The organism is Coriobacteriia bacterium (assembly GCA_034370385.1).
GTDB lineage: Bacteria > Actinomycetota > Coriobacteriia > Anaerosomatales > PHET01 > JAXMKZ01.
The window spans coordinates 119,642-139,932 of the sequence record JAXMKZ010000059.1; the positions used below are offsets into that span (position 1 = coordinate 119,642).

The following is a 20,291-nucleotide window of genomic DNA, read 5'->3' on the forward strand; positions in this document are numbered from 1 at the left end:
ATCAGGCGCCCTCCGGAGACGCACCTACGGCGCGCCTCTCTTCGCCTTCAGGAACTCGTCGTAGGTCTCCGTGAACGTCTGGGAGCCGTCCTTGCCCGTCAGCACGTAGTACAGGTACTGCGTCTTCGGAGGATGCGCTGCCGCCTTCAGCGATGCAAGCCCGGGGTTGGCGATGGGGCCGGGCGGCAGGCCGCTGCACAGGTAGGTGTTGTAGGGACTGTCAAGCTTCAGGTCCTCGTACGTGAGCGACTTCTTGCCGGGCAGCTCGTAGAGGACAGTCGCGCACAGTTGCAGCCGCATCTTCTGCTTCAGCCGGTTGTAGATGACCGAAGCGACCAGTGGACGCTCCTTGGCGATACTCGCCTCGCGCTCAATGATCGACGCGATGCTGACCACATCGGCGACCGTCAGGTTCTTGGATTCCGCATACGCCATGTCGACTTGCTCGATGTTGGCATCGAACGCATTGAGCATCTTGTTGACGATGCCCTCGGCTGACGTGCCTTCCCGTATCTCGTACGTCGCCGGAAAGAGATATCCCTCGAGTGAGTCCTTGTACGCGCCTTTCACGTAAGGATGCTCATCGGCAAAACGCGGCGCGCCCTTCGTCATCAGCTCGGTGAGCTCGTCCTTGCTGACACCGGTCTTGTCAGCGAAACGCGCGGCGATCTGCCGAGCGGTGAAGCCCTCAGGGATGACGACACGGTAGGTGACGATCTCGGGACCCTTGGCGAGCACCGAGATGACCTCCTCGTTGCCCATGCCGGTGGTAAGCGCGTACTCACCCGCCTTGAGTATGCCGTCGGCCGACGACTCCCGTGCGGCGAGCCGGAACATGAGGGCATTCGGGATGACGCCGGCCTGCGACAGGATCTCGGCTATGGAAGCGGTGCTCGCACCCTTGGGGATCACGACCTCGACAGCGCTCCCCGGCTCGATGTCATGGTCCGGCTGATAGAGCGCTGCCCAGGCTACGCCTCCTGCGACGCTCGCGAGCACGAGTAGCGCCACCAGCAGCGAAGCTGCGATGCGCAGCGGACGTCTCGGTGCGCGCTGCCGAGCGCCGACGCGCGTGCGCGGCGACTCATCAGTCATGTCTGCGCCGGCCGAAGTGCGAGCCATGCTCCCCGAGCTCCCTACGTGTCGTATCGATCACGCTCAAGACCATAGTCTAGCGACGGCCATGCCGAGCGCCACCGATGCGTATACATCGCGACACTCTGAGTGGCTTCCGGCGACGCCTCACGCGCCGCTTCCAGCGGGCGGCTCTGCCGTCTGACGCGGCGTCGGTGCCCCCTGTTGCACCACCGCGAAGATCTCCTCGGCGACGTCACGCGGCACGCCGGGGACCGCCGCGATCTCATCCACCGTGGCCTCGCGCAGCTTCTTGACGCTACCGAAATATCGCAGCAGCGCCTTCTTGCGCTTCGGACCTACACCTTCAACGTCGTCGAGCACGCTTGCCGTCATCGCCTTGCCGCGCAGCGAGCGGTGGTACTCGATGGCGAAGCGGTGAGCCTCGTCGCGGATGCGCTTCACGAGAAACAGTGACGGCGAGCCGGACGGGAGCACGACAGGTTCCCCCGCCCACGTCACGAAGACCTCCTCCTCGCGCTTGGCGAGCCCCACAAGCGGGATGTCGCTCAGGCCGAGTGACGCCAGCGCCGCCGATGCGGCGCTCAGTTGCGGCTTGCCTCCGTCGACGATCACCAGACCGGGCCGACTGCCGAAGCGCCCGTCAGCCATCCGCTCGGGTGCGAACCGCCGCTTCAAGACCTCAGACATCATGGCGACGTCGTTGGCCTCGCCCGTGTCCAGCCGCACCTTGAAGCGGCGATAGCTCTTCGAGTCAGAACGCCCGTTGGCGAAGACGACCATCGAGGCGACCGAATGAGTCCCGTGCAACGTCGAGACGTCGTACGCCTCGATTCTCAAAGGCGGCGCCGGAAGCGCCAGCGCGCTTTCCAGCTGCAGCAATGCGGCGTTGAGACGCTCCTCGTCGTAGCGCGTGCGGACCTTGAATCGCATGAGCGTGTGCTGTGCGTTGCGCTCGCCCAATGCGAGGAGGTCGTGCTTCTCGCCACGCTGGGGGACCGTGAGCCGAACCCGTGCGCCGCGGGTCTCCGACAGCCACTCCGCGACCGCATCTGCCGCCTCGGGTAACTCGGGAAGCACCAGCTCGCGCGGGATGTCGGTGACTTCGCTGTAGTAGCGGAGCAGGAAGCCGGCGACGAGCTCTGTCATCGGCACATCGAGCCCCTTGTCGAGCACGAACTCGTTGCCGTACAAGACTCGCCCGTGACGCACGACGAAGACGTGTACGCCGGCCACGGTCTCCTCCCGAAAGAACCCGATGACATCCATATCGAGGGGCCGGGAGCTCACGACCGTCTGCCGTTCGCGCAAAGAACGCACGGCTTGAAGCCGGTTGCGATGGCGCGCGGCGGCCTCGTAATCGAGGTGGGACGCGGCATTGCCCATCAACCGCTCCAGCTCCACCTCAAGGTCGTCATGTTTCCCGGCGAGAAATCGCACCACGCGCTCGACGTTGGCCGCGTACTCCTCGTGCGAGACGGCGCCGACGCAGGGGCCTGGGCCCAGTCCGACGTGGTGGTCGAAGCAGGCACGCCCGATGGGAGCGCCACCCTTAGACGTGACCCGCTTCCACTCGGCGCAGGTAGCCCGGCAGATGGGGACCACCCGGCGCACCGTGTCTATCGTCTCGCGAGCAGCGCGCGAGTCGGTGTAGGGGCCGAAGTAGCGCGTGCCCGGTTTGTGCTTCTCGCGCGTGAACTTGATGGCCGGGTACGGATCGTCCAGCGTGAGCGCGATGAACGGGTAGCTCTTGTCGTCTCGATAATCGACGTTGTACGGCGGATTGAACTGGCGAATCAGGTTCTTCTCGAGGATGAGTGATTCGACTTCGTTCGTCGTCACCACGTAGTCGTAGCTGGCCACCTGCTCCATCATGAGCGGGATCTTCTCGCGCTCGTCTTGGCCGCTCGTGTACTGGCGCATGCGTTTGCGCAGGGACTTCGCCTTGCCCACGTACAGCACCGCGCCCGCATCGTCCTTCCACAGGTAGACGCCCGGGGTGTCGGGGACGCTCTCGACCTGCTGTCGGATGGTGGGCGAGGTCATGATGCGCACGATGATACCGCGCCCTACCGGCCGGTGGTCGCGGGACGGGCTGTCGCCACGTCAGCCGTCGGCCCATCCCGCATGAACATCGCGTACGCGTAGGGCACGAGCGCCAAGGCGATAAGGCCGGCAGTAAGGCCGGGCGCCCATCCCGAGAAGGTGAGCAAGGTCGTGCCCAGCAGCGGCGCCACGACGCTGCCCACGCTGGTGAGGCTGTTGGACAGACCGAATGCCCCGCCGATCTCCCATGGCTTGACCGACTTCGAGAGCAGACTCGATGCCGTGGTGTTCTGTAGGGCGACCGCGATGCCCAGCGGCGTGAGGGACACGAACACCAGCGCCACCGTGGGCGTGAAGCCCCAGATCATCAGTGACACTGCAGCGACCGCCAAGCTCACGACGACGATCGAGCCCTCAGCGAACCGCTTGGTCAGGGGTCCGATGACAACCAGCTGGACGAGCAAGGAAAGCACGCCCACGTATCCGAGTATCAGGCCTGTCGTGCGCGCAGAGGCACCCAGTGAGTCCCGCGCCCACAGCGAGAAGGTGGTCTGAAAGATGGCGAACGCGAACCAGAACACGGCGCGCAGTACGAGTGCCGGACCGAACCGCGGACGCCGGAGCGCAACGAGGAGCCTTGACAGCGTCACGCCACCGCGGGGCTGAGCAGCCAAGACCGCCTTGCGCTCCTCTGAGAGGGACTCGGGCAGCCACACCGCAACAAGTATCAGGTTGAGCACAGACACCCCGGCAGCGACGAACGCAGCCGTTCCGTAGCCCCACGCGGACAGCAGCCCGCCCGCCGAAGGTCCCACGATGAATCCGAGTCCGAACGCTGCACCGGTGATCCCAAGACCACGGGCGCGGCTCTTGTCGTCAGTGATGTCGGCGATGTAGGACTGGGCCACCGTGATGTTTCCCGCGGTCAGGCCGTCGAGTATGCGCCCCAGAAACAGCATCCACAGCGCGTTGGCGGCGCCGATGACCACAAAGCCCGCGATCGTGCCCACGATACTCACGAGCATGAGCGGACGACGGCCATAGCGGTCGGAGAGTCGGCCCAGCAGCGGGCTGCTGATGATGCTCGCCAGAGCGTACGACGACGCCAGCATGCCGATGGTCCAGTTGGCCGCGTTGAACTCGGCCGCATAGTACGGCAACAGGGGCAAGATCATCCCGAAGCCGAACACATTCATGAACACGACGAGGAATATCGTGATGAACCTGCGGCGCTCCACGTCTAGCCGGTCTTCTTCGGGCGACCACCGGGGCTCTTTGAAACCCCGGCCAGCTTCTCGCCGCTGATTCCGTGGCCCTCGCCCAACTCCGGAGCCGCCGTCGCTCCCCTGCCCGCCAGTACCGGCGCCAAGAACCTGCCGGTGTGACTGGCCGGGTGGGCGGCGACCTGCTCGGGCGTTCCCACCACGACGATCTCTCCGCCGCGATGCCCCCCCTCGGGGCCAAGGTCGATGATGCGGTCAGCGCACTTGATGATGTCGAGGTTGTGCTCGATCACGAGCACGGTGTTGCCCCCGTCGACAAGACGCTGCAACACGATGAGCAGCTGCCTCACGTCATCGAAGTGAAGACCGGTCGTGGGCTCGTCGAGGATGTAGAACGTGCGCCCCGTCGATCGCTTCTGGAGCTCGCTTGCAAGCTTGACGCGCTGCGCCTCCCCGCCGGACAGGGTCGTGGCAGCCTGGCCCATACGGATGTAGCCCAGTCCGACGTCGTAGAGCGTCTGCAGCTTGCGCCTGATGGGCGGGATGTTCTCGAAGAAGTGCAGCGCCTCCTCGACGGTCATATCGAGAATGTCGGTGACCGTCTTGCCGCGATACGTGACCTGAAGGGTCTCCCGGTTGTAGCGCGCGCCCTTGCAGACCTCGCAGGGCACGTAGACGTCGGGGAGGAAGTGCATCTCGATCTTGATCTGACCGTCGCCTTTGCACGCGTCACAGCGACCACCGGCCACGTTGAAGCTGAAGCGCCCCTGCGAGTAACCGCGCAGCTTGGCCTCGGGTGTCGAGGCGAAGAGCGCTCGGACGTCATCCCAGACGCCGGTGTACGTGGCGGGGTTCGAGCGCGGCGTACGACCGATGGGGCTCTGATCGATGTCGATCACCTTGTCGACAGCTTCGAGGCCCGTGATAGCGCGATGCGCACCGGTACGCTTGCGGGTGCGGTAGACACGGTTGGCCAGCGCCGGGGCAAGCGTGTCGGCTATCAGTGACGACTTCCCCGAACCGCTCACACCGGTGACAACCGTGAGCGCGCCGATCTCGATCTCGACGTCGATGTCCTTCAGGTTGTGCTCGGTCGCACCGGTGAGGCGTACCGCTCCGCGACCCGGCCGCCGCCGCTCGGCCGGAACGGAGATCTCTCGCCGCCCGGAGAGGTACGCCGCGGTCAATGACTCACCGCACGCCAGAATCGCAGCCGGAGGACCGACGCACACGATCTCGCCGCCGTGCTCTCCGGCCCCCGGCCCCATGTCAATGACGAAATCCGCTGCCCTGATGGTCTCCTCGTCGTGCTCGACGACGATGACCGTGTTGCCCAACTCGCGCAGGCGCTCCATCGTCGCGATGAGACGTGCGTTGTCGCGCTGGTGTAGACCGATAGACGGCTCGTCGAGGATGTAGAGCACGCCCATGAGGCCCGCGCCGATCTGCGTGGCAAGCCGGATGCGCTGCGCCTCGCCCCCGGACAGCGATGCGGTGCCACGTTCGAGTGTCAGATAGTCGAGGCCCACGTCCACGAGAAACCGCAGCCGCTCGACGACCTCCTTGACCACCCGCCGGGCGATCTGTTCGTCGCGTGCCGACAGTTCGAGTGCTTCGAAGAAGGCAAGCGAGTCCTGAGCAGCCATGATCGTGACGTCGTGGATGTTGAGCCCGCCCACGGTGACGGCCAGGATCGATGGCTTGAGTCGTGCGCCCCCGCACGTCTTGCAGGGAATCACCGCCATGTACTCCTCGAGCTTGTCCCGGCTTGCGTCGGACTCGGTCTCCTCGTAGCGGCGCATCACCGCGTTCAAGGCGCCTTCGTACCGGGAGTACCAGTGCGTCTCCCGCCCGTCGCGCGTGACGTACTCGACCTTGATGCGCGCGTCGCCCAATCCGTTCAGCAGCCCGTCTTGCACATCGCGAGGCAGGTCCTTCCATGGCGTGTCCATGTCCGAACCGAGGTGCTTGACCGCGGCGCGAACCAGCGCAGGATAGTAGTTCTGCATCCCGCTGAAGAAGAACTTGATGGCGCCCTCTTCGAGCGTGCGAGACCCGTCGGGGACAACCAGCTGCGGATCGGCCTCGAGCCGACTGCCCAGACCGTTGCAGTCCGGACAGGCGCCATAGGGGCCGTTGAAGGAGAAGTCACGCGGCGCGAGCTCATCCATCGAGATGCCGTGTACCGGACAGGCCAACGCCTGGGAGTACGCGGTCTCGTCCCCATCGACGAGCGCCACGACGACCGTTCCCTCGGCGAGCCTGAGCGCCGTCTCGACGCTATCGGCCAGCCGCGTGCGCATGTCGTCCTTGATGACCAGCCGGTCGATGACCACATCGATGTCGTGCTTGAACTTCTTGTCGAGGTGGATCTCCTCGTCAAGTCCGCGAATCTCACGGTCCACGCGCACCCGCGTGAAGCCCTCGCGCTTCAGGTCATCCAGCAGTTTGCCGTACTCGCCCTTGCGGCCCTTGACGACGGGCGCAAGCACCATGAACTTGGTGGCCGCGGGCAGCTCGAGGATGCGGTCGACGATCTGGTCGGCCGTCTGCCGCTCGATGGGCCTGCCGCATACCGGACAGTGCGGAATCCCGATCCGCGCGAACAGCAGGCGAAGGTAGTCGTATATCTCGGTCACCGTGCCCACGGTTGAGCGCGGGTTCTTGCTCGTGGTCTTCTGGTCGATCGAGACCGCAGGCGAGAGCCCTTCGATGTGGTCGACATCCGGCTTGTTCATCTGCCCGAGGAACTGGCGGGCGTACGCGGAGAGCGACTCCACGTAGCGTCGTTGCCCTTCCGCGTAGATGGTGTCAAAAGCCAGCGATGACTTGCCGGAGCCGGAGAGTCCGGTGATGACGACAAGCTTGTCGCGCGGAATGTCGAGATCGAAGCCCTTGAGGTTGTGTTCACGAGCTCCACGAATCGAGATGCGGTCGAGTGACACGAATCGCTCCTGGTTCATCGCTTGGGGTGCGGCCGATTCTCCAGTATAGACCCCCGGGCCCGCAGGGGGCTCCGGGGGTCAGGTGCCACAACGCGTCATCGATTCATGCGCGAGGTCGGCCAGACGGGACGGACGGCGAGCTACTCCATGCGTGGCACGGCCACGATGGAGATGAGTGTCTTGTACCCGTCCTCAGCATCCTCTCCCGCAGGCGCGATCGTCGCGCTCATCTGCTGGTCATTCGTTTCGGCCGACAGGTACGCGGTACCCTCGGTCTCGTTCTCCATCATGATCTTCCACTTCTCTTTGACAAGCCCCGCCTTGAACTTGGCAATCGCCTTGGCCGTGTCGATCTTGGTGAGGTAAGACAGCGTGTACCCCGTGCCCCGATTGCCGTCAGGCGCCGAGGCGCTTGCCACGACCTTGATGTCATCATCGACAGGGACGTTGTCCGGGAAATCATCCGGAACCCTGTTGGTGCCTGCCTCAAGCTTCGTGCCGTCCTCAGTCTCAATGGAGACACTGCCGTCCTCGATCTCCGCCTTGCCGCCCGTGGCCTTCTCTACGGCGGCCTCGGTCGCCTCTTCGGCGACCCTCTCCTGCAACCGCTGACAGCCGGTGGTCGACAAAGCCAGCGCCGTCGCTGCCACGACCAGCACCGCGGTCCTCATCCTGCGCATGCTCATGTTGACTCCCTCTCCACGATGGTCACCTTGTGTGTGCGTGGCGCAATGATACGCCGCCGAGCTTTCACCAGAACGACCCCTCCCCGAAACGCCCACGAAACAACTTGCTCCCACGCTGTTCGTGGAGGTGCATCTCGGGGCCTCATCTTTCATCGGAACAAGGAGGTACTCATGGAAATGCAGGTCGCCCTAGACACCGTCTGGGTGCTCATCGCCGGAATGCTGGTGTTCTTCATGAACCTGGGATTCGCGCTCGTCGAGTCAGGTTTCGCTCGAGCGAAGAACACCGTCAACATCATCTCGAAGAACTTCGTTGTCTTCGCGGTGTCGACGATCGCGTTCTTCGTGATCGGCTACGGGCTGATGTACGGAGACGGCAACCCCTTCATGGGTCTGCAGGGGCTGTTCGCGCTGGGCGGCGCGGATAACAGTCCTGCGACCGGTGACGCCTACCAGGGCGTCTACTCAGCGCTGAGCTGGACCGGCGTGCCGCTGATGGCGAAGTTCTTCTTCCAGCTGGTGTTCGCGGGTACCGCCGCCACGATCGTCTCAGGAGCGGTGGCCGAGCGCATCAAGTACAGTTCGTTCATCGTGTTCTCGTTCATCCTCGTCGCGTTCGTCTACCCGATCGTCGGTCACTGGATCTGGGGCGGCGGCTGGCTCGCCTCGCTGGGCTTCTGGGACTTCGCCGGATCGACGGTCGTTCACTCGGTCGGCGCGTGGGCGGCCTTGGCAGGCGTCATCGTCCTGGGCCCGCGTATCGGTAAGTACTCGAAGGACGGTAAGGTCAACGCCCTCCCGGGCCATAACATGACCTCAGCGATGACCGGCGCCCTCATCCTGTGGTTCGGCTGGTTCGGCTTCAACCCGGGCTCGACGATGGCTGCGGCCCCGGACGCGATCTCGCACATCATCGTCACGACCACCCTCGCTGCCGCTGCCGGCGCCCTTGCCGCCACCGCCGTCGCCTGGATCGTGCTCGGCAAGCCGGACATCGGCATGACCATCAATGGTGCGCTCGCCGGCCTCGTGGGCATCACCGCGGGCTGCGCGTTCGTCGGAACGGTCAGCTCACTCATCATCGGCGCGATCGCCGGTGGTATGGTCGTGTATGGCGTTCTCATGTTCGACAAGTTCAAGCTCGACGACCCGGTGGGCGCGCTGGCCGTTCACGGCCTCGGCGGCATCTTCGGAACGTTGGCAGTGGGCCTGTTCGCCCAGGACGGCATCACCGGCGCCTCGACCGGCAACGGCCTGTTCTTCGGCGGCGGGCTCGAGCTGCTCGGCGCGCAGGCGATCGGTGTGCTGGCGGTCGGCGCCTTCGTCTTCGCCATCTCGCTGGCAGTCTGGCTCGCCATTCGCGCGACGATTGGTGTTCGCGTGAGCGAGGAAGAAGAACGTGAAGGTCTGGACATCGGCGAGCACGGCAACCGTGCGTATCCCGACTTCGTCGTGACGGAAAACGTCGCCTAGTGCGACCAAGGATGCCCAAAAGGAGGCAACTGACGTGAAGAAGATCGAAGCGGTCATCAAGCCGCACAAGCTCGACGAGGTCAAGGAGGCACTTAACGCGCTCGGTATCGCGGGCATGACCGTCACCGACGTTCGCGGGTACGGGCGCCAGAAGGGCCACACCGAGGTGTATCGTGGCGCCGAGTACACCGTCAACTTCGTGCCGAAGGTCAAGATCGAGATCGTTGTCGATGACGACATCGCGAGCGCGGCCGAGCAGGCCATCCTCGTGGCTGCTCGCACCGAGAAGATCGGCGATGGGAAGATCTTCACGATCGACGTCGATGCGGCTGTGCGTATCCGCACCGGCGAGCGCGGACCGGAAGCGCTGTAGGACGGGACCTCAAAGATGAAGCGGTTCGTCTCGGAGCGCGACGAGCTCATCGCCTCAGCTGAGCCGGGGAACGTCGCAGCGAGACAGCTGAGTGATTTGACCGATGAAGCCGTACGGGATCTCGCCCGTACGGCTTCATCGCGCCTCGACACCAGATGGGCCGTCGTAGCAGTCGGCGGATGGGGCTCGGGTGCCCTGATGCCCCACAGCGACCTCGACATCCTCGTCATGTCGGACGCTCCCGAGAAGAAGATCAAGCCCTTCGTCGAGGCGGTCCTCTACCCGCTGTGGGATGCCGGCCTGAAGGTGGGTCACCAGGTGCGCTCTCCCCGAGAGCAGCTCAAGGGCATGCGTGCGGATATCAAGTCCTGCACCGCCGGTCTGACTGCACGCGTCATCGCGGGGAACCAACCGTGGGCGCACGCCGGGCTCACCCAGTGCACGTCAGATGCACGCAGACACCGGGACCGGATTCTTGACGCACTCCGCACGAGAACCCGTCCCGGCTCGCCCTATCTGCTCGAGCCGGACCTGAAGGATGGCGCGGGCGGAAGGCGGGACTTCGATGAGATGACGTGGACGGCTGCGTTGCTCGAAGGCACCGTGCAGCATGATCCGAGCGCCCTCGTCGGAAACGGCATGATGACGCCCGACGAGTACCGCGCGCTGTCGGCAGCCGCCGACACGGTCGCTGTCGCGCGCTGGCTCGGCCACCGCTTTGGCTCGGGGGACTGGTTCGCTTTCGAGATCGCCGAGTCGATGCGAGACGATGCGGACGCCGTGAACGCTGCCCTGGGCACGACGGCTCTGATGCTTGCTCGGGTGCGCGCCCGCGTCGCAGGCAACCCAACCGACCCGGCGCTCGATCTGGCGCCGATGCACCCCCCTGCGCTCTTCGACCTGCTCCATCAGGGCGAAGACGCCCTGCCCGCGCTCGAGCTTGCCGCCCAAGCCGGTCGTCTCGACCCCCTCGTACCCGGCTTCTCCACACTGATGGCGCTGCGCCGCCCCGGTCTGGGGCATCGTCTGACCGTCGGGGCACATTCGCTTGCCACCGCTGCGAGCGTCACCTCGACAGCAGGCGATCACGCGCTGAGCGCCTCTCTCGGTGCGATCAAGGACCCGCGCGCGCTGCAAGCCGCAGCCCTCGTTCACGACGCGGGCAAGGTGGATGGCGGCGCGGGGCATGCGGTGCGAGGAGCTCCGGTGGCGCGCGACGCTGCCCTCGCGCTGGGACTGGGCGAACAGGCTGCCAACGAAGCCGCCGAGCTCGTGGCCCTGCATCTTGCCCTTGCTGAGACCGCGTTCACCGAGGATCTCGATGACGAGGACACCGTACTGCGCTGCGCTGCTCGCGTGGGACGCCGCGAGCTCGTGGCGCCGCTCCACCTGCTCACGGCAGCCGATTCGAAAGCCACGGGCACAGCGACCTGGTCGCCGTGGACCGCTGCTCTTGTCGCACGTCTGGTCTCGCGCATAGACGCGGCGCTCTCCCCCGACGCCGACGGTGCGGGCCTGATGACGCATGCGGTTGAGCACAGGGACGCCGCCCTGACGGCGATGTCCGGCGCTCTGGACGCTGAGCGCGCGTTCGTCGAAGCGGCCCCGCTGCGCTACCTCGCGTCCCGCGAGCCGCGGGAGATCGCACGGGACGCCCACCTTGTTGCCGGGCTCACTGCGCAAGCTGGCGCCGAGCAGTCGCGTATCGCTGTCTCTACCGGACCGGCGGACGGAACCCATCAGGTCACCGTCATCGCACGGGACCGACCTCGCCTTCTGGCGCGCATCGCGGGGGCCATGGCGCTTGCGGGGCTCGACATCCTCTCCGTCGACGCCTATGGCGGCACGGGGGGCGTCGCACTCGACTCATTCGTTGTGACGTCGGTGACCGATCGCCCCGTATCGACTGAGACGTTCTCATCGCTTGAGCGCCTCCTGGATGCCGCCTTGAAGGATCGACTTGAGCTCGTCACCCGCCTGTCCGAGAGGCGACGCCACTACCCGCCCAAGGCGGTAGGCGGGCAACGCGTGACCGTAGAGCAGAGCGGATGGGACACCACCGTGACCGTCCAGGCGCCTGACCGACCGGGTCTTCTGCACGACTTGGCCGATGCGGTGTACGCGACCGGCCTCGACATCCGGTGGGCACGAGCACAGACGATCGGTGGGATGGTGCGTGACACCTTCCACGTCGTCGGCGAGGACGGCGGACCGGTCGACGACCCAGGGGTACTGGGACACCTGTCGATGAGACTGCGCTCAGCGCTGTGATCCGTGCGTCGATCGCGCGCGCCTCGGGCATACTGTGCTTATCCGACACGCGCGAGCACGGGAGCCGGCATGACCATCTACACACGACGAGGTGACGCAGGCACGACTTCGCTCGTCGATGGGAGCCGGGTCCCGAAGTCCAGCGCACGCGTCGAAGCATACGGAACGGTGGACGAGGCGAACAGCGCTGTGGGACTCGCTCGCGCCTGCGTCACCGACGCCAGGCTCGACGACGTATTGCACTTCATCCAGCAGAAGCTCTTCAACTGCTCGAGCTCACTGGCCACACCCGCCAGCGCGCGCAGTTCTCACACACCGGTGATCACCGCAGACGACATCACGGCTCTCGAACGCGCGGTAGATCGCTTCGAGGAGAAGACCGGACCCCTTGAGCACTTCGTGATCGAAGCCGGGTGTGAGGCGTCAGCCCGACTGCACCTTGCCCGAGCCATCATCCGACGGGCCGAGCGGCGTACCGTGGTGCTGGCGGCCACTGAAGACGTGGACGAGCAGGTGCTGGCGTTCATGAACCGCTGCTCCGACGCACTGTTCGCCGGAGCCCGATACGCCAACGCACTGGCAGGCGCCGGTGACGAGCTATGGGACCCGACTGCGTCACCGCCGGAAGGCTAGCGGCCGTACACTTCGACTTCCCTCAGGTACGTGGTCGAAGGCGTTGTGAGCGACGTTGTGCCCAGTCCACTGAAGCGCAGGTACCGGGTCTTCACGGGCTGCGCCCACTCGAAGATCTCGATCGAATCGGTTGTGCCACCACCGATAAGCGTGGACACGGGAATCCATGACGTGCCGTCGCTCGACACCTCGACCTCGGCGAAACTGAAGCGCGTGGTCCCGCCACCGAAGGCCGCTCCCACCCCCGAAACGGTGCGCGGTGCACCCAGGTCGATGACAAGACCCCGCCCGGGCGAGGCCGCAAACGATGTAGACAAGCGCCCGTCGACTGCGGCCACCGCGGCCGGCGAACCCGACTCAACGACCGCCGCCCCGGTCAGGACCGGTCCCGGTGCCGTCTCGATCTCAAGCCGAGGCCGCGTGGCAGGAGCCGATGACTCCGTGCGCACCGCGATCTCGGAACCTGCACCCAGCTCCTCAGTCAGATCGATGACGACCGAGCTCGCGCCAGCCACACGGCGTTCGCGCAGGTAGGGAGTCACGTCGATGACCCACACGGGGGCCATGGCGCGCGTACGGACTGCGGAGGCGAGTGTCACCGTTTTGCCCGACGATGGATCGACACCCCTGACCACGAGCCGAGCCGCACGCTTGCCGACCCGCCCCGTCAGGACGAGGCGGGCGCGGCTCACTCGGTCGGTGCTGACAAGACTGAAGGTCATACGCAGCCCCCGCCCCGCGCCCAGACGCACCTCGCCCGGCACGCCGGCGGTGCCGACGGAGCCCCCCTTGATAAGGGCAGACCCGTGGCGCGGCGCTACGACGCGCCCGCGGACCAGGTACGTGTCGCCGCCGGACGCACCCGTTCGCCGACGCAACTGATCTCGGTAGAGGGACTGCGGAACCAGCGTGCCGCCCCGCCCTTGGCCCTCTACCAAGTCAAGCGTCCAGTCCGCGTTCAGCGCATCGAGTGACGGGTCATTCGATATCGACGAATACGCCCCACTCGTGCCGACGGCTGCGCCCCAGTCGTACTGAACGGTATCCACGAGTGGTCCTGCCGACCACGACGTGGGCTTGCGCACGCCTATGAGATTCCACAGCACCGACTGTGAGGTTGTGTGCCCGTGAATCGCGTTGGTTCCGTCGTTTCTGAACGTGGCATCCACGCCGTGGCCGTCCATTAGCAGCTTCTCGAGCAGGTTGACCGCAGAGAACCACATGTGGAAATCGGTCTTGAGCAGCGGCCGGGCGCTCACCGAGTCGCGGATCACGTTACCCGTCGCCTGCCACATTCCGAAGGTGTAGGCATGCCTCGCCTCAACCGCTCCACACTCCTCGAGCAGATTGTCGCTGCCCCGGATCACGAAACCATTCCCGTTGCCGGCGCCGCGATACTGCGGGTAGGCGACGATACACTCACGCACCGTCACCTGCCGGCTGTTATCGATCCATACCCCCTCCGACAAGAGGTGGGACCGGCGGTTGCCCGCAGGCTTGAACGTGCTGACCCTCTGCACCCACGAGTCCTCGACATTCTGGTACTTCACCACAGCGCTCTCGTGAACGTCGTAGGCGATGTTGCCCCACTGCGGGTACTCGAGCATCCCGATGGACAGGTCTTCGACGCCGACTCCACTCAGATGCGGCCGGGCGCGATAGACGTTGGCCATGGTGCCCCGATCCCGCACAAGCACATCGGTCCGTAGCGGCGCATCAAGCACGAGGACTCCCCCCACCTTGAGCCCGGTGACACGTCGAAGGTAGGTGGTCGCATCCATCGTTGCTGCGTTCCAGTTCCGCAGGTTTCCGCGTTCGGCGACCCACTGCGCAGTAGCCTCGGTTCGAATCACGATCAGATTCCCGGGAGCGAAGTCGTGAGGGGTGTCGACCATGACCTCGTTCGAACCGGCACGTGAGTCTCCTATGAGGTTGGCCGGAGCCCCGGGGGGCGGAACGTGCCATCCGCCCGACAGCGCCGGACTGGCAAGAATCACCGACTTCCCCCGCATCGCGCTCGTCGTGTTCACGAGGAACGTGCGGGAGCGGCCGGCGCCTCGCAGCACCACATTGCTGTAGCGAATCGTCAGTGCGGCTTTCGCGGCGTCAGCAGCAGACACGCGATACGTGGCGGGCGGCAGGTAGACCACGCCGCCTCCTCGCGCCCCGACGTCGTCGAGGGCGGCCTGAATCACCGACGTGACGTCGGTCGTCACCGAGCTCTCAAGCGAGTAGGGGGGCTGCGACACATCCACGAAGGCAGGGCCCGTCACCACGGGAATGGGCTGCTCACCACGCTTGTAGCCGGCGTAGGAAAAGTCCGCCATGGCTCGTCCTGCCGAATCCGCGTAGCCCGGGGCCCAGTCCACGGGGTACAGCACGCTGCGCCATCCACTCGGCGTGTACGCGCGATAGACTGAGTCCGCGAGGCCATCACCGACGACCGCGAACGGCTCGGCGAGAGCTGCGGGGGGGACCGCAACGCTCGCCACGAACGCCGCGGTCAGCAGCACGACGCGCAGGGCCAGAAGGCGAACCATCAACGTGCGACTCCAAGTCACGGCTGTCGGTGAGGCGCTCGCAGCACGATTCAAGCCAGATAGCACCGCAACTGAGGAACGCCTCGACTGGGGCCAAATGATAGCACGCTTAACCCCTTAGCCCCTGATCTCCGGGGTCCCGACGCCTCGAGATTCGAGCACGAAATCGGCTCATCAAGCGCCCCGTGCTTCCCGCGAACCCTGCCGGTGCGCCTTCCATCCCTCTATACTTCACGCTACTTCGACCTACGGGAGCCTGATGACGGATTTCACGCGATACGAGGCCCTGCTCCAGCGCCTCTCCCACCTGCCGAGTCTGCTCGTCGCCTACTCCGGCGGGGTCGACTCGACGCTGCTCGCTGTGGCCGCGCATGCGGCACTCGGCGACCGCTGCCGTTGCGTGCTCGCCGTGGGAGACGTCTCTCCCGAAGGCGAAGCGGCGGCGGCACGCGAACTGGCCGGGGTACTGGGCCTCTCACTCATCGAGGTCGAGACACAGGAGTTGGCAGACGCGCGATTCACAGCCAACCCCCCCGACCGCTGCTACTGGTGCAAGATCGAGCTCTTCGGACTGCTCCGAGGCGTCGCTGACGCTCACGGTCTGGCGTTCATCGCTGACGGCAGCAACGCCGACGACCTGGCGGACCACCGCCCGGGGAGCCGTGCTGCTGCAGAGTCAGGGGTGATCAGCCCCTTGCAGGATGTGGGCATGACCAAAGCTGACATCCGCTCGATAGCGTGCGAACTCGGACTCCCTAACGGGAACAAGCCGTCGATGGCATGCCTGGCCTCGCGCTTCCCCTACGGTGAGGCGATCACCGAGTCAGGAATCGCCCAGGTCGCCGCCGCCGAGAACGCGCTGCGAGGACTGGGGCTGCGCCAGTTTCGCGTCCGCTCGCACGGGACCGTCGCGCGCGTCGAAGTCGCGCCGGACGAGATGGAGGCCGCCTGGCTCGCCCGCGAGGCGATCAGTGCGGCGGGTCGCCTCGCGGGGTTCTCTTACGCGGCCCTGGATCTGGAGGGGTACCGCACCGGATCACTTAACGAGGTACTCCCGGAGCCGTAGGCACTCGTTCGTGCGGCGCGGGGCCGGACCAGGCGTCACTCCGCGAGGACGCGTAGTGCCGCCCGCATCGCATCCGGAACCCGCTGCGCCAGTCGGGCCGGACGCAGCATCTCGCGCGCGATGAGTCGCGTCGCATAGGGCTTCGCGGCCTCGGTGATGTCGATATCCGGGTGCAGCGCCCGAGCTACACCCTCGACCGTCACGAGCGCTTTGATCAGCAATCCGTAGCCCGCTGGCACTGCGACGCGTTCCTCGGCCATGATGCCGAGGAACCCGATGGCGAAGGCGCGAATGTCGCGCGGCGGAGCGGAGAGTGTCGAAGCCATCAGCTCACTCACGCGCCGCTTCACGCGCGTCTGCGCCTCGGATGGCACAACCAGTCCGAGTTCGGCGGAGTACCGAAGCGCCCGGTCGGCGTCGCCGTAGACCGTGGCGGCCAGGACCTGCGCTATTGCGACACGCTGGCTCGGATCGGTGCGCCCGATGATGCCGAAATCCAGATAGCAGATGCGGCCCTGTGGGGTCACGAACAGGTTCGCCGGGTGCAGGTCTGCATGGAACCGACCGATCTCGAGCACCTGTCGCAAGAACACATTGGCCCCGTGCACCGCCAGTGCCCGACTGTCAATCCCGCGACGCGCCGCCTCATCGAGTTCGGACAATCGCCATCCGTCGACGAACTCGGCCGTCATCACCCGGCGGGCAGTCAGTGGCCACACGACGCGCGGCACGAGCATGAGCGGATCGTCACGAAAGTCGAACGCGAACCGGTCCGCCACGCGAGCCTCCTGGCGCAGGTCGCACTCCGAGCACAGTGAAGCAGCGAACTCGTCGAGCAACGCCGGCAGGTTGTAGCGGCGTAGCGCACGAAGGCGAGAAAGCCGCGCGACGAGCGGACGGGCCGCAGCGATGTCTGCCAGGATCGCACCCTCGGCGCCCGGCCGAACGACCTTGATGGCGAGGACCGTGCCTGCCGGAAGTTCTTCGCCCACGACGGGCCGGTACGGCTGGGCCAACACCGCTCGATGAACCTGGGCGATCGAAGCACTCGCGACGGGCAGATCATCGAACTCAGCGAACAGACGGTCTACCGGGGCTCCAAGGTCGGCCTCGATGATGTCCCGAATCTGGCGCGCCGGCCACGCGGGAACGGAATCCTGGAGCCGCTCCATCTCAAAGACCAGTTCGGGACCGAACACATCCGGTCTGACCGAGATGACCTGACCGAGTTTGATGAACGCAGGCCCGAGGCGCTGGAGCCCCTCGCGCAGTCGCCTAGCACGCTCCGCGCGACGCCGCGCGGGATCGAAGTGGAGTGACCCTACGAGCACCGCAGCGCCGAGAGTACGCGCGATCACGAAGGTGCGGCTCATCGGCGGTGTCCGGAACCGCGCACTAGGAGTCTCGTCTCGCCAGCGCCGCATCGAGCGACGTCTGGAGCGATTCGATCCGCCCACGGAGCTCGGCGACCTCGAAACGCAGCTCGTCTAGTTGCGCCCCTACCTCCACGCGCGACCCAGCGGCACCCGCGTCGACAGAGGACAGCTCGGCCTTCATCCGATCCTTCTCAGCTGCGATCATGGCCGACAGGCCGTCAACGAACGCCTCAGGGCCTGACGACAATGACCCGGCCTCGTCCGACTCGCCGCGAGCCACCGCTGCCTTCCAGCCCTCGTCTGCCGTCTCATGCACCAGGGCCCATGCCGCCATGAAGCGCAAGAAATCCTCGTTGCTCGGCATCCTCGTCCTTTCCCTCGCGCCACGCGGAAGCGCTCTAGCGCAGCGGCCTCAGCAATCTCATCCCGTTGAGTATGACCAGAAGCGCGACGCCTGTATCCGCGAACACCGCCATCCACAGTGTGGCTTGCCCGGTGAGCGCCAACGCGAGGAACACCACCTTGATCAGGATGGATGCCGTGATGTTCTGTGCGATGACGCGCATGGTGCGGCGCCCGAGTGCGAAGAAACCGGGTAGCGCCGAAAGATCGTCGCGCATCAAGGCGACATCGGCGGTCTCGAGGGCCGTATCACTACCGGCGGCACCCATGGCGATACCGATCGTGGCCGCAGCCAGTGCGGGCGCGTCGTTGACGCCGTCCCCGACCATGGCGACCGTGCCGTATCGGTTCGCCAGCTCCGAGACCGCGGCGGTCTTGTCTTCGGGCATGAGTCGTGCTCGAAACTCGCTGAGCCCCGCGTGCTCAGCCACCGCGCGCGCTACTCGGTCGTTGTCTCCCGTCAGCATCACGAGGTGCTCGATGCCGCCCCTGCGCAGCGCTTCGACGGCAGCACGACCCTCGGGACGCACCGTGTCGGCAACCGCGATCAGACCTACGATCCGCTGGCTTCCGACTACGACGAGGACGGTCATTCCGTCGTCCTCTATAGCGGCTACCGTCTGGACGGTCGAGGCCTCCGGCTCCGCGATCTCAAGCGCGCGCACCGGACTACAGATCGCGTAGTGAACCCCGTCCACCACACCGGATACCCCCAGGCCAGGAGTCTCAGTGAAGGCACCGGCCTCGCTCCAGGTGATGTTCCTCGACTGCGCGGCACGGACGACCGCACGCGCAACCGGGTGGGAGGAGTTGAACTCCAGTGCTGCGGCCACCGCCAGTACTCCACCCTCACCCAAAGGCCCTGATGCGACGACTCGACGCACCTCGGGAACGCCGGCGGTGAGGGTGCCGGTCTTGTCGAAGGCCACCGCGCGAACCTTCGCCGCAGCCTCAAGGAACACGCCTCCCTTGACGAGCACGCCATCGCGCGTGGCGCGCGTGATGCCCGAGACGATCGACACCGGGGTCGAGATGACGAGCGCACACGGGCACGCCACCACCAGGACGACCAGGGCGCGGTTGACCCACTCGGCCGTCGAGATGCCCTCGATCCCTGCGATGGCACCCAGCAGCGGCGGAACCACGGCGACAAGCGCGGCAAGGACGATCACCGTCGGCGTGTAGATGCGGCTGAACCGATCGATGAATCGCTGTGAGGGAGCACGCGATGCCTGCGCCTCCTCGACCAGGTGGACGATCCGCGCGAGGGTCGAGTCGGCCGCGAGTGCGGTCACGCGCACCTCGATGAGGCCGCTCGTGTTGAGGGTCCCCCCGAACACGCGATCACCCAGCGTCTTCTCGGCGGGGATCGATTCCCCGGTGATCGCCGATTCGTCGACCGCCGAGAATCCCGCCACGACGTCACCGTCGAGCGGCACGCGCTCGCCGGGACGCACCGTCACCGTCTCACCGATCATGACTTCGGAGGCGCCGATCTGGACGAGTGCTTCGCCGCGACGAACGCGCGCGGTCGCGGGCGAGAGGTCCATGAGGTCGCGAATCGAACGCCGCGTGCGCTCGAGGGAACGCGACTCGAGCAGGCCGCCGACGCAGAACAGGAAGAACACGGTGGCCGCCTCGCCCCACTCGCCCAGCGCAACAGCGCCGACGACCGCGACGCTCATGAGAACGTTCATGTCGAGCACGCGTGCCCTGAGTGACACCACCGCACGACGCCAGATGAGCAGGCCACCGAAAAGAATCGCGATCGCGAACGCGATGCTCGACGCCAGATCGGAGGCGCCCATCACGCCAAGAAGCGCGCCCACGGCCGAGAAGACGCCACTACCGAGTGCCGCTACTCCGGCGAGGTGGCGATCCAACCACGGTCGCGCGGGCACAGGACTGGTCTCGCCCTGGTCATCAAGCGGTGCGATGCCGTGGCCCGTGGATTCGACCACGGACACGACGCGGGCAAGGGGCGCCGCCGCGGGATCGTACTCGACGAGCAACGTCGCACTTGCGAAGTTGAGGTCGGCCGACAGTACGCCTTCGATCCGCGCAACTGACGCACTCACGGTGCGCGCGCAGTCGGGTCAATCCAAACCCGCGATGCGCCACGCGGCGCGACACGGTGCCTGCACGCATGGCTCAAGTACCGC

Annotated in this window: 14 protein-coding genes; 5 read left to right on the plus strand and 9 right to left on the minus strand. The window is 65.9% G+C overall.

The genetic code is table 11. The annotated features are described in order from the left end of the window. Positions 1 to 24: 24 nt before the first annotated feature. From mltG to U1E26_12325, 5 genes are all read right to left on the minus strand, one after another. Complete coding sequence (gene mltG, locus U1E26_12305) at positions 25 to 1,122, minus strand: endolytic transglycosylase MltG (GenBank protein MDZ4170415.1); 1,098 nt, start codon at positions 1,120 to 1,122, stop codon at positions 25 to 27. Positions 1,123 to 1,242: 120 nt separating this feature from the next. Next, complete coding sequence (uvrC, locus tag U1E26_12310) at positions 1,243 to 3,141, minus strand: excinuclease ABC subunit UvrC (protein MDZ4170416.1); 1,899 nt, start codon at positions 3,139 to 3,141, stop codon at positions 1,243 to 1,245. A gap of 23 nt (positions 3,142 to 3,164) precedes the next feature. After that, positions 3,165 to 4,379 carry an MFS transporter gene (locus tag U1E26_12315; GenBank protein ID MDZ4170417.1) on the minus strand — a complete coding sequence of 405 codons (1,215 nt, stop codon included), beginning with the start codon at positions 4,377 to 4,379 and terminating at the stop codon, positions 3,165 to 3,167. A 2-nt stretch (positions 4,380 to 4,381) separates the two neighbouring features. After that, a complete protein-coding gene (gene uvrA / locus U1E26_12320) occupies positions 4,382 to 7,309 on the minus strand; it encodes an excinuclease ABC subunit UvrA (protein ID MDZ4170418.1) in 2,928 nt (975 codons plus the stop codon). Between the two features lie 140 nt (positions 7,310 to 7,449). After that, positions 7,450 to 7,995, minus strand: a complete 546-nt coding sequence (locus tag U1E26_12325; GenBank protein ID MDZ4170419.1) for a hypothetical protein — start codon at positions 7,993 to 7,995, stop codon at positions 7,450 to 7,452. Between the two features lie 171 nt (positions 7,996 to 8,166). Here U1E26_12325 and amt point away from each other — a divergent pair, with 171 nt between their 5' ends. From amt to U1E26_12345, 4 genes are all read left to right on the plus strand, one after another. Beyond that, the gene (gene amt / locus U1E26_12330) at positions 8,167 to 9,468 is read left to right on the plus strand and encodes an ammonium transporter (GenBank protein MDZ4170420.1); all 1,302 of its coding nucleotides are present in this window, start codon (positions 8,167 to 8,169) and stop codon (positions 9,466 to 9,468) included. A 34-nt stretch (positions 9,469 to 9,502) separates the two neighbouring features. After that, complete coding sequence (locus U1E26_12335; protein MDZ4170421.1) at positions 9,503 to 9,841, plus strand: P-II family nitrogen regulator; 339 nt, start codon at positions 9,503 to 9,505, stop codon at positions 9,839 to 9,841. Between the two features lie 15 nt (positions 9,842 to 9,856). Then, complete coding sequence (locus U1E26_12340) at positions 9,857 to 12,112, plus strand: HD domain-containing protein (GenBank protein ID MDZ4170422.1); 2,256 nt, start codon at positions 9,857 to 9,859, stop codon at positions 12,110 to 12,112. Between the two features lie 69 nt (positions 12,113 to 12,181). Continuing rightward, the gene (locus U1E26_12345; protein MDZ4170423.1) at positions 12,182 to 12,745 is read left to right on the plus strand and encodes a cob(I)yrinic acid a,c-diamide adenosyltransferase; all 564 of its coding nucleotides are present in this window, start codon (positions 12,182 to 12,184) and stop codon (positions 12,743 to 12,745) included. Here U1E26_12345 and U1E26_12350 read toward each other — a convergent pair. After that, on the minus strand, positions 12,742 to 15,285 hold the full coding sequence (locus U1E26_12350) for a discoidin domain-containing protein (GenBank protein ID MDZ4170424.1): 2,544 nt from the start codon (positions 15,283 to 15,285) through the stop codon (positions 12,742 to 12,744). The two genes, U1E26_12345 and U1E26_12350, sit on opposite strands and share 4 nt — an antisense overlap. 259 nt (positions 15,286 to 15,544) lie before the next feature. Here U1E26_12350 and larE point away from each other — a divergent pair, with 259 nt between their 5' ends. Then, positions 15,545 to 16,351, plus strand: a complete 807-nt coding sequence (gene larE, locus U1E26_12355) for an ATP-dependent sacrificial sulfur transferase LarE (GenBank protein ID MDZ4170425.1) — start codon at positions 15,545 to 15,547, stop codon at positions 16,349 to 16,351. A 35-nt stretch (positions 16,352 to 16,386) separates the two neighbouring features. Here the strand turns inward: larE and U1E26_12360 are convergent, their stop codons facing one another. Genes U1E26_12360 through U1E26_12370 form a run of 3 tightly spaced genes read right to left on the minus strand, consistent with a single transcriptional unit; the run spans position 16,387 to position 20,207 of the window. Beyond that, positions 16,387 to 17,724 (minus strand): AarF/UbiB family protein, encoded by a 1,338-nt coding sequence (locus tag U1E26_12360; protein ID MDZ4170426.1) that lies wholly within the window; start codon positions 17,722 to 17,724, stop codon positions 16,387 to 16,389. Positions 17,725 to 17,746: 22 nt separating this feature from the next. Continuing rightward, the gene (locus tag U1E26_12365; GenBank protein ID MDZ4170427.1) at positions 17,747 to 18,091 is read right to left on the minus strand and encodes a hypothetical protein; all 345 of its coding nucleotides are present in this window, start codon (positions 18,089 to 18,091) and stop codon (positions 17,747 to 17,749) included. 34 nt (positions 18,092 to 18,125) lie between these two features. Next, positions 18,126 to 20,207, minus strand: a complete 2,082-nt coding sequence (locus tag U1E26_12370) for a heavy metal translocating P-type ATPase (protein MDZ4170428.1) — start codon at positions 20,205 to 20,207, stop codon at positions 18,126 to 18,128. Positions 20,208 to 20,291: the final 84 nt, after the last annotated feature.